Consider the following 14,165-nt stretch of genomic DNA (forward strand, 5'->3'; position numbering starts at 1 on the left):
CCCTTTCTGGTAGGAGATGTGCCGGCCACCCTTGAGAAAACTTATTCTATTGCATGTTTATTATAGCATTAAACATATTATCGAACAAGTGTTCTTTATATGTTGTGTTTCGTACAATATTGATCGACCAGTTCTTCAATTTGATCCATTTCTGGAAATTTCCCTGAAAATTGAAATTGAATTTCTTCAATAAAACTCTCTCGATTATATACATGAATAGCACCATTTTGTTTAATAACACTAAATTCAGGTACAAAACGATAACCGCTGCGTTCAATGGCACCCAAAATAAGTCCCCCTTTTCATAATTTTTTATAGTATTAGCAGAAACTTACAGGCTAAACCTTTAGGATGAAAAAGAGGATAGCTCCAAAAAAGAGAGCTATCCTCCAAAAAATTAAGCTGTTGTAAGTACTTCTTCTTTATTTAACTCATGACGAATGGTTGCTTGGGCGGCTGCTAACCGTGCAAGCGGGACCCGGTATGGGGAACAGCTGACATAATCTAAACCAGTTCTATAGCAGAAATCAATTGAGCTTTTCTCACCGCCATGTTCACCACAAATACCTGTTTTTAATAAAGGCTTAGTTGCACGGCCGAGCTTTACGCCTGTTTCAACTAATTTACCAACGCCTTCCTGATCAAGGACTGCAAATGGATTTTCTGGAAGTACTTTATTTTCAATATAGGCTTGCAGGAACTTACCTTCCGCATCATCACGGCTGTAACCAAAGGTTGTTTGCGTTAAATCATTCGTTCCGAAGGAGAAGAAATCAGCTTCTTCAGCAATTTGATCAGCCGTCAATGCTGCACGTGGAATTTCAATCATGGTACCAATTGTATAATCAATAGTCTTTCCTGTTTCCTCCTGAATCTTAATAGCCGCATCGATAACTAACTGACGCATTAATTTTAACTCATTTACATGCCCCACCAATGGAATCATGATTTCAGGCTGAACCACCATGCCTTTTTCAGCAAGTGTTGCAGCCGCATAGAAAATGGCTTTCGCTTGCATTTCATAAATTTCTGGATAAATGATCCCTAGACGGCAGCCACGATGACCAAGCATTGGGTTAAACTCATCTAAATGGCGCACTTTTTTAAGCAATTGTTCTTTTTTCTTCAATTCACTCGATTGAGGATCAGTTAATTGAAGTTTGGTTATTTCTACTAATAGATCTTCTTTATCAGGTAAAAATTCATGAAGGGGAGGGTCTAATAAGCGGATTGTTACAGGGAATCCCTGCATTGCTTCAAAAATCCCCTCGAAATCACCTTGTTGCATCGGTAATAGCTGACTAAGTGCTTCCATTCTCTCTCCTAAATTTTCAGCTAAAATCATTTTTTGGACAATGGGAATCCTCTTTTGGTCCATAAACATATGTTCTGTCCGGCATAAGCCAATTCCACCTGCCCCAAACTCAAATGATTTCCTTGCATCTTCAGGGTTATCGGCATTAGCACGAACACCAATTTTCCGCTCCTTGTCGGCCCACGCAAGCAACAACTGGAAGTCATCAGAAAGTTCAGGGTCAATCATTGGAATCTCCCCAAGCATAATTTCACCAGTCGACCCATCAATCGTAATAATATCACCATAGTTTACAAGAGTGTCACCAACGGTAAATTGTTTAGCTTTTAAGTCAATTTTTAAAGCCTCACAGCCACAAATACATGCTTTTCCCATGCCTCGGGCAACCACAGCTGCGTGGCTGGTCATACCTCCTCGGCTGGTTAAAATAGCTTGTGAAGCGACGATACCGTGAATATCATCAGGAGTTGTTTCAGGTCTTACAAGGATTACTTTTTTACCATCATTGCTGAGACTTTCCGCTTCATCTGCATCAAAAACAACCTGGCCAGTAGCTGCTCCTGGTGATGCTGGTAAGCCTTTTGCTAAAATTTTCTTTTCAAATTTGTCATCAATCCGTCGGTGCAGCAGTTGATTCAATTGATCGGGATCGACTCGCAATAAGGCTGTTCTTTTATCAATAATTCCTTCTTCCACCATTTCAACAGCAATGCGAATCGCAGCTGCTGCAGTCCGTTTCCCATTCCGTGTTTGCAGGATAAAAAGCTGCCCTCGTTCCACTGTAAATTCTATATCCTGCATTTCTTTGTAGTGCTTTTCTAGTCTTTTGCAAGTATCAGAGAATTGTTTGTATACCCCAGGCATTTCCTCCTTTAAAGTTGCAATAGGTTGTGGCGTCCGAATACCTGCCACTACATCTTCCCCTTGGGCATTAATTAAATATTCTCCATAAAGGACGTGCTCACCAGTAGATGGATTTCGGGTAAAGGCAACTCCTGTACCCGAATCATTTCCCATATTTCCAAACACCATACTTTGAATGTTAACAGCGGTTCCTAAATGATCTGGGATTTTATTCAAACGGCGATATACAATAGCCCGTTGATTGTTCCAAGAGTTAAAGACGGCATTGATAGCAAGGAACAGTTGTTCCTTTGGATCTTGAGGAAAGTCTTTTCGGGTGTGTTTTTTAACAATTGCCTTATAGCCTGCTATTACTCCCTGCCAATCCTCCGCTGTCATTTCTGGATCGGAAGAATAGCCTTTTTGTTCACGGGTTTCTTCTAAAAATTGTTCGAAATAATAAGTATCAATTTCAAGAACAACATTACTAAACATTTGAATGAAACGGCGGTAGGAATCATATGAAAAACGAGGATTTTTTGTTAAATTAGCTAGTCCTACAACTGTGTCATCATTCATTCCCAGATTTAAAATAGTATCCATCATCCCAGGCATGGAAAATACTGAGCCCGAACGAACGGAAACTAGTAAGGGATTTAGCGGATCACCGAGCTTTTTGCCCATTTTCTCTTCTAATTGCGTAAGAGCTTCTAATGTTTGTTTTTCAACTAATGTAGGAATAGTTTTACTAGCTTCATAGTAAGCATTACATGCCTGGGTAGTAATGGTAAAGCCAAAAGGGACTGGCAGACCAATTCGAGTCATTTCTGCTAAGTTTGCCCCTTTTCCCCCTAGCAACTCTTTCATATCTCCATTCCCCTCATGAAATAAGTAAACAAATTTGTCCATTATCAAAAGCTCCTCTCTTTTTTTAAAACATCTAATATTAAGCCTGCTGTCTCTTCTATTGCCTTGTTAGAGACATCAATGACAGGACAACCTACACGTTTCATAATTTTTTCTGCATGATCTAATTCTCTTAAAATTCGATCATAGCTTGCATAATTGGCCTGTGAAGCTAGACCTAAGGCCTTCAAACGCTCCTTACGTATTTCATTTAATTTATCTGGAGAAATGATAAGCCCAATGCAATTCTTTCTAGGAATCTGATATAATTCATCAGGTGGTTGGACCTCAGGGACTAATGGAACATTAGCCACTTTAAATCGCTTATGGGCTAAATACATAGAAAGTGGTGTTTTCGATGTCCGCGATACACCAATTAACACAATATCGGCCTTTGTTATTCCTCTTGGGTCACGTCCATCATCATATTTAACAGCAAATTCTATCGCTTCAATTTTCCGAAAGTATTCTTCATCCAATTTTCTCATCAGTCCTGGCTGGTGATGGGGTTCCTTATTAAATTTTGAAACAAATGCGTCCATTAGTGGACTAAGTAAATCCACTGCCAAAATCCCCTCTTCCCTTGCACGGTTGTCTAAATACTCTTTCAAAGTAGGAATGACAATTGTATACGCGATGATGGATCTGTCATTTTTCGCTAAAAGAATGACATCTTCAATATCTTCAAGGTCATCCACATATGAATTGCGGCGAATATCAACCTGGCCGCCATTAAATTGTGTTGCCACTGCTTTTACAACAAACTCAGCTGTTTCTCCAACTGAATCGGATACCACATAGACAACTTCTTTCTCTCCCAAAATATCAGCCACTCCTCTTAGTCTGATTTTTCTGCCATAATTTCTAAATATGCGCGTGTAATCGTTGTTTTCGTAATTCGACCCACTAGCAGGTATGTATGCGGTTGACTCTCCACTTCCTTTACAACTGGTAATGAGTCAATGTGATTGTGAATCATTTTTTTTGCTGCTTCTAATAAGGTTTCCTCTGGGTGGATGGTGATAATATTTGGCATTCTTGTCATAATAACGCTGACTGGTAATTCGTTTAAGTTTTGTTTACCAAGTGATGCTCTGAGCAAATCTTTTCTAGAGATAACACCCGCTAAACTTCCTTTTTCATCAACTGCATAAAGAGTCCCAACGTCTTCTAAAAATAATTGGACGATTGCATCATAAACGGAAGTCGATTTTCCAACAACAATTGGGAGGGCCTTATAATCATTTACATATTGATGCAAAAATCTTTCTGCTAGGCGTTTAACTTGAACTTTTTCGTTGAAAAAATAACCAACACGGGGTCTAGCATCTAAATTTCCCGACATGGTTAAGATTGCAAGATCCGGTCTTAAAGCAGCCCTTGTTAACGAAAGCCTTTCAGCGATATCTTTTCCAGTGATGGGTCCATTTTGTTTAACAATCTGCAGGATTTCATCCTGGCGTTTTGTCAGTTTAATTCTTACCACCCCCTTTTTTACAATAAATATGTTATATTCTATGACATTATTATAAATGTGCTATACTTATTTGTATATAGTATATTACATTTAAACAAAAATCGAAACAATATTTTCACAAATCAAGTAAAATTAAAATAAAAAAATCCCGTCTATTAGGACGAGATTTTGACTTACTTTTGGCAATTAGGACAATAATATGTTTTTCTTGAAGAAATCATTTTCTTCACAATAATCGCACCACATCGGTTACAGGTTAATCCTTCACGATCATATACTTGGAATTTCTCAGTGTATCCCCCTGTTAGATGGTCTCCATGGAATAGTGGGTTCTCCATATACCCTCCATGCTTTATCGCATTTTCTAAAATAAATTTCATTGATTGGAATAATTGAGTCCGCTCCACATTACTGATGTCATCAATATCCTTAGTTGGAAGGATTCCAGCATGAAAACAAATTTCTACTGAATAACAATTCCCAATCCCCGCCATAAATCCCTGATCAATTAACGTTGATTTAAGCCGCCCATGTTTGGAGCCGAGTAATTTTAAAAACTCATTTAAAGTAAATGTCTGATTCAAGGGTTCCGGACCTAAATTTGAAAGTTCTTGCTCAACATCATTTTGACTATATAGGTGGAGATATCCTAAACGAAGACCAATAAAATAAAGATGCTGCTGCCCAAATGAAAGCCGGATTTGTATAGTTCGTTTTGGTTTTTCTCCTTCTGTTCCGTAAAATATCCATCCGCCTAACATTAAATGCAATAACAGGACCTGTCCATTTTGCAATTGAAACAGCAAATGTTTTCCGCGCCGATTTATGTTTATGATTTTCTGGTGAAGAACTGTTTGTATAAAATGTTCAGGATTAATATTAATTGATTTTTCACGATTTACTTGAATATCTGATATCAATTGACCGGTTAATTTTTCATTTAGGAGGATTTTATAGTTTTCCATTTCTGGCAGTTCTGGCATGGAAAAACCCCTTCCTTTAAAGAAAGTTTTCATTAGGATTCCCCTATTTCAAAAAATTCGACCAAATAACACAAAAAAACCGAACAAAATTTGTTCGGTTCCTAATTAAAGATTATGTTTAAATATTCTATAGGAATAAAAATAAATAGAAGCAACGCCAATAATCAATGCAGCAAAAATAAATACATGATTATATATTAATCCAAAGAACCCATTGTTTGAAGCAATTCATTTGTTTGAGGAGATACATAAAGGGTTCGGCTTGGAAAAGCTACTTCTACTCCTTCTTCCTCTAGGATTCCCATGATTTCCAAATTGACTTCATGTTTAATTTTAATATGTTCTGCCCAGACAGTAGAATTCGTAAAAAAATAGATAAGAATATCCAGACTACTCTCATTGTAATGATCGAAGGCAACCATAATTGTATCCGGATGAATGTCGTCATGTGTCTTCAACAAATGTTCAATTCGTTTAACGACTCTTTGAATTTCGTCTTTTGTAGTTTGATAGTTAAGTCCTAAGTGAAACGTAATTCGTCTTTTCCCCATCCGACTCCAATTAGTAATAGCTTCGTTTGCAAGTGTTGCATTTGGAACTGTAACGAGAGCTTGACTAAATGTTCGAACTTTAGTGCTTCTGAAATTAATGTCCTCTACCGTCCCCTCAACGCTGGGAGTTAGGATCCAATCTCCAATGGAAAAAGGTTTTTCCGTTACAATCACAACTCCTCCAATTAGATTGCCTACTGCTTCTTTCGCTGCTAAGGCAAATGCCAGACCCCCTAGCCCCAGTCCTGCCACCAATCCATTTACGTCATAATCAAATTCCTGACCAATGATACTAATACTGATGGCAATTATGATGACACGAATGATTCTTGATATAAATGGAATCAAAATTAAATCTATCTTATTGTTGATTTTTTGATTAACACTCATTAATATCCCCGAGGTTGGTGATGACAAATTAAACAATCCCCAAGTAATTAATACAATGACCATGGAACGTAAAAATTTTAAAAATAAGGCATTGTGTTGTTCAATAAAAGGAAAATAATCCATAGCAAGATACAATCCTAAAATTATAAAGAACCATCCTAAAGGCCGTTCAAAACTTAAACATACTTGTGTAAAAAAGTCAGTGGGTGTTTTTCTAGACAATTTTAAAATCAACTGAAATACATATTTCGTAAAAATATTTCTAAAAAGAATAAATAAAAGCAAAATCCCTATAGAGATTCCTAAATTTTTTAACATGTTATAATCAACTTCCGCAGCTGAAAAAGCCATTACTAATGAATCAAAAACCATTTCTATTAAACCTTCCCTCTATATCGATACTTTATTAAATCATTTTTGAGTGAAATATTGATGAAATTCGGACCCAACATTACCTGTTTCTCAAAATATTGCACCGCAATATAATAACTTTTTTAGCAAGATAATTAAATACAACAAAAGTCTCAGTTTAATAACTTAAGAATTATATTGGTTGTTTTCATTTTCAGATTTCTATCACTCTAATGGATTCCATCAAGTATTTACAAGTATTCGATTATTTCTTCAAGAATAACAGGAAAATGTTTCCTTAATAACGAATAGAATTAATTTGTACAAACATTGTTCTGCAGAAAATAAAGTTTTTCTTTTGAGAGGAGTAAATCAATGTCTAGCACTATTGTTGAAAGCGTTTACGGTACACTTCAAGGGGAACAAATTAATGGTCTGTATGTATGGAAAGGAATACCTTATGCAAAACCTCCTGTCGGCCCTCTTCGATTTCGAGCTCCAGAGCAGCCAGATTCTTGGGAAGGTGTGCGCGATGCCACTTCGTTTGCACCTGTAGCCCCACAGTCACAAAGAGAAATAATGAACTTCTTTGGAAATGATATTTCAAATATGAATGAGGATTGTCTTTATTTAAATGTATGGTCAAAGGGAGCAGATGATAAAAAACGCCCTGTAATGGTTTGGATTCACGGTGGGGCTTTCGTTTCTGGCTCAGGCTCTAGCAACTGGTATGACGGGACTTCGTTTGCAACTCAAGGTGATGTGGTTGTCGTTACGATAAATTATCGGTTGGGAATATTAGGTTTCCTTCACCTTGCAGAAATTGGTGGAGAGGAATATGCGTTCTCTGGAAATTGCGGTATTCTAGATCAGGTCGCCGCATTACAATGGGTGCAAGATAATATAGCTGCGTTCGGCGGTGATCCGAACAATATAACGGTATTTGGTGAATCTGCAGGTGCCATGAGCATTGGTGTATTGCTTGGATTTCCTTCCGCACAAGGTCTATTTCATAAAGCAATTTTACAAAGTGGTGCTGCAGCAAATGTCCATTCTACTGCAAGAGCAACAAAAGTGGCGGGCCGTTTATTAGCTGAATTACAAGTAGAGCCAACGAATCTTTCCAAACTAGAAGAATTGCCTGTTGAACAATTAATACAAGTATCTGACCTCGTACCAGCAATGAGCTTAGGACCGGTTATAGATGGAATATCACTTCCAAAACATCCAGAAGAGGCTATTGCAGAAGGTTCTGCGAAAGACGTCACAATCTTAATAGGGACAAACAAAGATGAATACAATATTTTTAGTGTATTTGAACCTGAGTGGAAGGATGCCAATGAAACAAAGACCAAAGCGATATTTGAAAAAACATTTGGACATCTATTACCTGCTATTTCAGAACAGTTCTCCGAGGCGTTAAATCAAACACTATTTAATAAACTACTAACTATTCATATATTTAGATATCCTGCCCAAAAACTAGCAGAACTGCAGGATAATCAAGATGCTCCTGTTTGGATGTATGAATTTGATTGGGAAACACCGGTTTTTGGCGGTGCCCTTAAAGCCACACATGCGTTAGAGATTCCTTTTGTGTGGAATACACTTGAAAAGGGTAATACTGAAAACTTCACTGGTACTTCCCCAGATAGGCAACTTTTAGCGAGTCAAATGCATCAAGCCTGGATCAACTTTGCACGTAATGGTAATCCCAATACGGAAGCCCTTCCCGACTGGCCAAAGTATGAGAAAAATAATCGATCCACTTTGGTCTTTAATATTGAGAGTGCAGTTGTAAACGATCCAACCCGCGAAGATCGGATTAGATGGGAAAAAGCAGCCATGACGCTGAATTCTTAACGATAGATGGTCCGATTAATATATCCTCTTTTTTGGGGTAAAAGCATATAAACGAAAACATGTTAAGCAGTGTGTCTCCATGAAAATTCACACTGCTTTTCCATTATTCAATACGGGTTTTAATCCAGTGGATAATGTCTTTTTGAACCTGATGTTTATTTAGTTCATTCAATAATTCATGGCGGGCATCCTCATATAATTTCATACTTACATCCTGTACTCCAGCCTGTTTAAATTGCTGTGTAGTTTTTATGACACCTTTTCCACCTTTTCCACCTACGGGGTCCTTTTCCCCCGAAATAAGCAAAATAGGAAGCTCTAACGGAACCAGGCTAATGTTCTCTGGAATATTTATGTTTCCAAGTCCCTCGAGAAAATCATAGAAAAAGCCAGCCGAAAAAATACCCCCACATAAAGGATCAGCAATATATTTATCAACTTCTTTATCATCCCTGGTTAGCCAATCAAACTCAGTCCTGTTTGGGAGAAAAGCTTTATTGTAGTTTCCAAAGGTTAAATTATTTAGCAATTGACTTGGGGACATTCGGCCTTTCTTTTTGCTTTCTCGTGCGGCAACCATTTTGCCAATCCTCCCCATAATACCAGGATCTCCGCCGGTACCACACAGAATTACGCCAGACAGTCTGTCACCAAACAATTGGATATACCGTCTTGATAAAAAAGAACCCATACTATGGCCAAACAAAAAGATAGGAACATCCGGATAATCTTTTTCAAGGATGGCAGTCAGTTGACACATGTCTTCAACCACTTTTTCAAAGCCACGATCCTCAGCAAAGTAACCAATACTATTAGTCTTTTTTCCAGTCTCCCCATGACCGCGATGATCATTTCCAAAAACAAACACATTTTCAGAAACCAGTGTCTTAGCAAAGGAATCATAACGTGAGATATGTTCCGCCATGCCATGGGAGATTTGAACGATAGCTTTTGGCTTGCTCACATCTTCCTTGATCCATTTTTTCGCAAAAATTTCAACTCCATCACTTGATTGAAAAGTAAACTCGGATACAGCTGTCATTTCATACCTCTCCTTAAGTGTTCAAGTTTTTACAATAAAAAAACGCTTACTTTTTTCTAAACACTTTCCTTAAGAATACAAAAAGCACAGAAAAAAAAGAAGTTAAATATCTATCCCACCTTAAATTAAAGTTAAAACAATTTTATATTTCACCTATACTTGTACTTAATCCCTTCTGCAAAGCCTTTTCCAACAAAAAAAAAGCCTCTACCCATAGGATAGAAGCTTTCATATTACTCTTTACAGTTTATACCGATGGTCGGGGTCGAACCGACACTCCTCACGGAACACGATTTTGAGTCGTGCGCGTCTGCCAATTCCGCCACATCGGCAAATACATCATTTAATAGAATATAACAGGGGCAGTAGGAATCGAACCCACACTGAAGGTTTTGGAGACCTTAGTTCTACCTTTAAACTATGCCCCTAAATGGTGGAGGGGGACGGATTCGAACCGCCGAACCCGGAGGGAGCGGATTTACAGTCCGCCGCGTTTAGCCACTTCGCTACCCCTCCACATAAAGGAAAGTAAAAAACTGGAGGAGGAAGAGGGATTCGAACCCCCGCGCGGTGTTACCCGCCTGTCGGTTTTCAAGACCGATCCCTTCAGCCAGACTTGGGTATTCCTCCATTTTAAAGATATAAAATTAGTGGTAGCGGCGGAGGGGATCGAACCCCCGACCTTACGGGTATGAACCGTACGCTCTAGCCAGCTGAGCTACACCGCCATGATAATAATTAAAATACTTGCGGTGCTATCTCCGCCACTCTAAGAAAATAAGAGAGCGGAAGACGGGATTCGAACCCGCGACCCCCACCTTGGCAAGGTGATGTTCTACCACTGAACTACTTCCGCATTTATATAACTTGATACGGATGAAGGGACTTGAACCCCCACGCCTTTCGGCACCAGATCCTGATTCTGGCGCGTCTGCCAGTTCCGCCACACCCGCATAGAAATTTTTCTAAGACAGAAAAATAAAAAAAGTGCCGGCGAGAGGACTTGAACCCCCAACCTACTGATTACAAGTCAGTTGCTCTACCAATTGAGCTACCCCGGCAAATAATAGTTTGGAAAATATATGGTGGAGGATGACGGGATCGAACCGCCGACCCTCTGCTTGTAAGGCAGATGCTCTCCCAGCTGAGCTAATCCTCCATGTAAATAAACAGCCTGGCAACGTCCTACTCTCACAGGGACGCGTGTCCCAACTACCATCGGCGCTGAGAAGCTTAACTTCCGTGTTCGGTATGGGAACGGGTGTGACCTTCTCGCCTTAATTACCAGACTATTTAATTAGAGGTTCATTCCCTCAAAACTAGATAATACAGAAGAAGTTTTTAAACATGAGTTCACCTAAATACAAATGGTTAAGTCCTCGAACGATTAGTATCAGTCAGCTCCACATGTCGCCATGCTTCCACCTCTGACCTATCAACCTGATCATCTTTCAGGGTTCTTACTAGCTTGACGCTATGGGAAATCTCATCTTGAGGGGGGCTTCATGCTTAGATGCTTTCAGCACTTATCCCGTCCGCACATAGCTACCCAGCGATGCCTTTGGCAAGACAACTGGTACACCAGCGGTGCGTCCATCCCGGTCCTCTCGTACTAAGGACAGCTCCTCTCAAATTTCCTGCGCCCACGACGGATAGGGACCGAACTGTCTCACGACGTTCTGAACCCAGCTCGCGTACCGCTTTAATGGGCGAACAGCCCAACCCTTGGGACCGACTACAGCCCCAGGATGCGATGAGCCGACATCGAGGTGCCAAACCTCCCCGTCGATGTGGACTCTTGGGGGAGATAAGCCTGTTATCCCCGGGGTAGCTTTTATCCGTTGAGCGATGGCCCTTCCATGCGGAACCACCGGATCACTAAGCCCGACTTTCGTCCCTGCTCGACTTGTAGGTCTCGCAGTCAAGCTCCCTTGTGCCTTTACACTCTACGAATGATTTCCAACCATTCTGAGGGAACCTTTGGGCGCCTCCGTTACTCTTTAGGAGGCGACCGCCCCAGTCAAACTGCCCACCTGACACTGTCTCCCACCCCGATAAGGGGTGCGGGTTAGAATTTCAATACAGCCAGGGTAGTATCCCACCGACGCCTCCACCGAAGCTAGCGCTCCGGCTTCTCAGGCTCCTACCTATCCTGTACAAGCTGTACCAAAATTCAATATCAGGCTACAGTAAAGCTCCACGGGGTCTTTCCGTCCTGTCGCGGGTAACCTGCATCTTCACAGGTACTATAATTTCACCGAGTCTCTCGTTGAGACAGTGCCCAGATCGTTACGCCTTTCGTGCGGGTCGGAACTTACCCGACAAGGAATTTCGCTACCTTAGGACCGTTATAGTTACGGCCGCCGTTTACTGGGGCTTCGATTCAGAGCTTCGCTTGCGCTAACCCCTCCTCTTAACCTTCCAGCACCGGGCAGGCGTCAGCCCCTATACTTCGCCTTGCGGCTTCGCAGAGACCTGTGTTTTTGCTAAACAGTCGCCTGGGCCTATTCACTGCGGCTCTTCGAGGCTATGAACCTCAAAGAGCACCCCTTCTCCCGAAGTTACGGGGTCATTTTGCCGAGTTCCTTAACGAGAGTTCTCTCGCTCACCTTAGGATTCTCTCCTCGCCTACCTGTGTCGGTTTGCGGTACGGGCACCTTTTATCTCGCTAGAGGCTTTTCTTGGCAGTGTGGAATCAGGAACTTCGGTACTAAATTTCCCTCGCTGTCACAGCTCAGCCTTCACAGTGAACGGATTTTCCTATTCACCAGCCTAACTGCTTAGACGCGGCATTCCAACGCCGCGCTTACCCTATCCTCCTGCGTCCCCCCATCACTCAAACGATAAAGAGGTGGTACAGGAATATCAACCTGTTGTCCATCGCCTACGCCTTTCGGCCTCGGCTTAGGTCCCGACTAACCCTGAGCGGACGAGCCTTCCTCAGGAAACCTTAGGCATTCGGTGGATGAGATTCTCACTCATCTTTCGCTACTCATACCGGCATTCTCACTTCTAAGCGCTCCACCAGTCCTTACGGTCTAGCTTCAACGCCCTTAGAACGCTCTCCTACCACTGACACCTGATGGTGTCAATCCACAGCTTCGGTGATACGTTTAGCCCCGGTACATTTTCGGCGCAGAGTCACTCGACCAGTGAGCTATTACGCACTCTTTAAATGGTGGCTGCTTCTAAGCCAACATCCTGGTTGTCTAAGCAACTCCACATCCTTTTCCACTTAACGTATACTTTGGGACCTTAGCTGGTGGTCTGGGCTGTTTCCCTTTTGACTACGGATCTTATCACTCGCAGTCTGACTCCCACGGATAAGTCTTTGGCATTCGGAGTTTGTCTGAATTCGGTAACCCGATGAGGGCCCCTAGTCCAAACAGTGCTCTACCTCCAAGACTCTTACTACGTGAGGCTAGCCCTAAAGCTATTTCGGAGAGAACCAGCTATCTCCAAGTTCGATTGGAATTTCTCCGCTACCCACACCTCATCCCCGCACTTTTCAACGTGCGTGGGTTCGGGCCTCCATCCAGTGTTACCTGGACTTCACCCTGGACATGGGTAGATCACCTGGTTTCGGGTCTACGACCACATACTCAATTCGCCCTATTCAGACTCGCTTTCGCTGCGGCTCCGTCTCTTCAACTTAACCTTGCATGGGATCGTAACTCGCCGGTTCATTCTACAAAAGGCACGCCATCACCCATGAACGGGCTCTGACTACTTGTAGGCACACGGTTTCAGGAACTATTTCACTCCCCTTCCGGGGTGCTTTTCACCTTTCCCTCACGGTACTGGTTCACTATCGGTCACTAGGGAGTATTTAGCCTTGGGAGATGGTCCTCCCTGCTTCCGACCGGATTTCTCGTGTCCGGCCGTACTCAGGATCCACTCAGGAGGGAACGAAGTTTCAACTACAGGGTTTTTACCTTCTATGACGGACCTTTCCAGATCGCTTCATTTACCCCGTTCCTTTGTAACTCCATGTTGAGTGTCCTACAACCCCAAGAGGCAAGCCTCTTGGTTTGGGCTATGTCCCGTTTCGCTCGCCGCTACTCAGGGAATCGCGTTTGCTTTCTCTTCCTCCGGGTACTTAGATGTTTCAGTTCCCCGGGTATGCCATCAATACCCTATGTATTCAGGTAAAGATACTGCTCCATTACGAGCAGTGGGTTTCCCCATTCGGAAATCTCCGGATCAAAGCTTACTTACAGCTCCCCGAAGCATATCGGTGTTAGTCCCGTCCTTCATCGGCTCCTAGTGCCAAGGCATTCACCGTGCGCCCTTTCTAACTTAACCTAAAAGGTTATTTCTCTTAACTAAATTAAGAGAGAAAACTAAAATGGCGATTACTCGATGTTTTCTTGCTTCTTCTTACGATTATCTAGTTTTCAAAGAACGAATGTTATGCATTGAGAGAATTGCTCCCTCAAAACTA

General features: G+C 41.5%; 8 protein-coding genes, 9 tRNA genes and 2 rRNA genes. 1 reads left to right on the forward strand and 18 read right to left on the reverse strand.

The window, feature by feature from the left end; genetic code table 11:
- Positions 1 to 95: 95 nt before the first annotated feature.
- The 6 genes from AC4E8C_RS14055 to AC4E8C_RS14080 all read right to left on the reverse strand — a co-directional run bounded on the left by AC4E8C_RS14055 (position 96) and on the right by AC4E8C_RS14080 (position 6,837).
- Positions 96 to 287, reverse strand: a complete 192-nt coding sequence (locus AC4E8C_RS14055) for a YbxH family protein (protein ID WP_490207306.1) — start codon at positions 285 to 287, stop codon at positions 96 to 98.
- A gap of 110 nt (positions 288 to 397) precedes the next feature.
- A complete protein-coding gene (gene ppdK / locus AC4E8C_RS14060; RefSeq protein ID WP_490207307.1) occupies positions 398 to 3,067 on the reverse strand; it encodes a pyruvate, phosphate dikinase in 2,670 nt (889 codons plus the stop codon).
- 2 nt (positions 3,068 to 3,069) lie between these two features.
- The gene (locus tag AC4E8C_RS14065) at positions 3,070 to 3,885 is read right to left on the reverse strand and encodes a pyruvate, water dikinase regulatory protein (protein ID WP_490207308.1); all 816 of its coding nucleotides are present in this window, start codon (positions 3,883 to 3,885) and stop codon (positions 3,070 to 3,072) included.
- 17 nt (positions 3,886 to 3,902) lie between these two features.
- On the reverse strand, positions 3,903 to 4,550 hold the full coding sequence (gene ccpN / locus AC4E8C_RS14070) for a transcriptional regulator CcpN (RefSeq protein WP_490207309.1): 648 nt from the start codon (positions 4,548 to 4,550) through the stop codon (positions 3,903 to 3,905).
- 164 nt (positions 4,551 to 4,714) lie between these two features.
- Positions 4,715 to 5,524: an Fpg/Nei family DNA glycosylase gene (locus AC4E8C_RS14075; RefSeq protein ID WP_490212562.1), complete on the reverse strand. Its 810-nt coding sequence runs from the start codon at positions 5,522 to 5,524 to the stop codon at positions 4,715 to 4,717.
- A 197-nt stretch (positions 5,525 to 5,721) separates the two neighbouring features.
- On the reverse strand, positions 5,722 to 6,837 hold the full coding sequence (locus AC4E8C_RS14080; RefSeq protein WP_490207310.1) for a mechanosensitive ion channel family protein: 1,116 nt from the start codon (positions 6,835 to 6,837) through the stop codon (positions 5,722 to 5,724).
- Between the two features lie 354 nt (positions 6,838 to 7,191).
- Here AC4E8C_RS14080 and AC4E8C_RS14085 point away from each other — a divergent pair, with 354 nt between their 5' ends.
- Positions 7,192 to 8,679, forward strand: coding sequence for a carboxylesterase/lipase family protein (locus AC4E8C_RS14085; RefSeq protein WP_490207311.1), 1,488 nt, complete (start codon positions 7,192 to 7,194; stop codon positions 8,677 to 8,679).
- Positions 8,680 to 8,782: 103 nt separating this feature from the next.
- On the opposite strand, the gene AC4E8C_RS14090 is transcribed toward AC4E8C_RS14085, so the two are convergent.
- The 12 genes from AC4E8C_RS14090 to AC4E8C_RS14145 form a co-directional block, all read right to left on the reverse strand.
- On the reverse strand, positions 8,783 to 9,721 hold the full coding sequence (locus AC4E8C_RS14090) for an alpha/beta hydrolase (protein ID WP_490207312.1): 939 nt from the start codon (positions 9,719 to 9,721) through the stop codon (positions 8,783 to 8,785).
- Positions 9,722 to 9,971: 250 nt separating this feature from the next.
- A tRNA-Leu gene (locus AC4E8C_RS14095) sits at positions 9,972 to 10,053 on the reverse strand.
- 25 nt (positions 10,054 to 10,078) lie between these two features.
- Positions 10,079 to 10,149, reverse strand: a tRNA-Trp gene (locus AC4E8C_RS14100).
- 3 nt (positions 10,150 to 10,152) lie between these two features.
- Positions 10,153 to 10,237, reverse strand: a tRNA-Tyr gene (locus AC4E8C_RS14105).
- Positions 10,238 to 10,258: 21 nt separating this feature from the next.
- A tRNA-Ser gene (locus AC4E8C_RS14110) sits at positions 10,259 to 10,351 on the reverse strand.
- 21 nt (positions 10,352 to 10,372) lie between these two features.
- Positions 10,373 to 10,449 (reverse strand) — tRNA-Met (locus AC4E8C_RS14115).
- A gap of 56 nt (positions 10,450 to 10,505) precedes the next feature.
- Positions 10,506 to 10,577: transfer RNA gene (locus AC4E8C_RS14120), tRNA-Gly, on the reverse strand.
- Positions 10,578 to 10,592: 15 nt separating this feature from the next.
- Positions 10,593 to 10,674: transfer RNA gene (locus tag AC4E8C_RS14125), tRNA-Leu, on the reverse strand.
- 35 nt (positions 10,675 to 10,709) lie between these two features.
- Positions 10,710 to 10,782: transfer RNA gene (locus tag AC4E8C_RS14130), tRNA-Thr, on the reverse strand.
- A gap of 22 nt (positions 10,783 to 10,804) precedes the next feature.
- Positions 10,805 to 10,880, reverse strand: a tRNA-Val gene (locus AC4E8C_RS14135).
- A gap of 13 nt (positions 10,881 to 10,893) precedes the next feature.
- Positions 10,894 to 11,010, reverse strand: a 5S ribosomal RNA gene (rrf, locus tag AC4E8C_RS14140).
- Positions 11,011 to 11,088: 78 nt separating this feature from the next.
- Positions 11,089 to 14,026, reverse strand: a 23S ribosomal RNA gene (locus AC4E8C_RS14145).
- Positions 14,027 to 14,165 lie beyond the last annotated feature (139 nt).

The organism is Neobacillus sp. SRL179 (genome assembly GCF_984799095.1).

Excerpts from the sequence above, each read along its gene's own strand:
- ppdK (WP_490207307.1), bottom strand. The coding sequence starts at position 3,067 with ATGGACAAATTTGTTTACTTATTTCATGAGGGGAATGGAGATATGAAA.
- AC4E8C_RS14075 (WP_490212562.1), bottom strand. The coding sequence starts at position 5,524 with ATGCCAGAACTGCCAGAAATGGAAAACTATAAAATCCTCCTAAATGAA.
- AC4E8C_RS14080 (WP_490207310.1), bottom strand. The coding sequence starts at position 6,837 with ATGGTTTTTGATTCATTAGTAATGGCTTTTTCAGCTGCGGAAGTTGAT.
- AC4E8C_RS14085 (WP_490207311.1), top strand. The coding sequence starts at position 7,192 with ATGTCTAGCACTATTGTTGAAAGCGTTTACGGTACACTTCAAGGGGAA.
- AC4E8C_RS14090 (WP_490207312.1), bottom strand. The coding sequence starts at position 9,721 with ATGACAGCTGTATCCGAGTTTACTTTTCAATCAAGTGATGGAGTTGAA.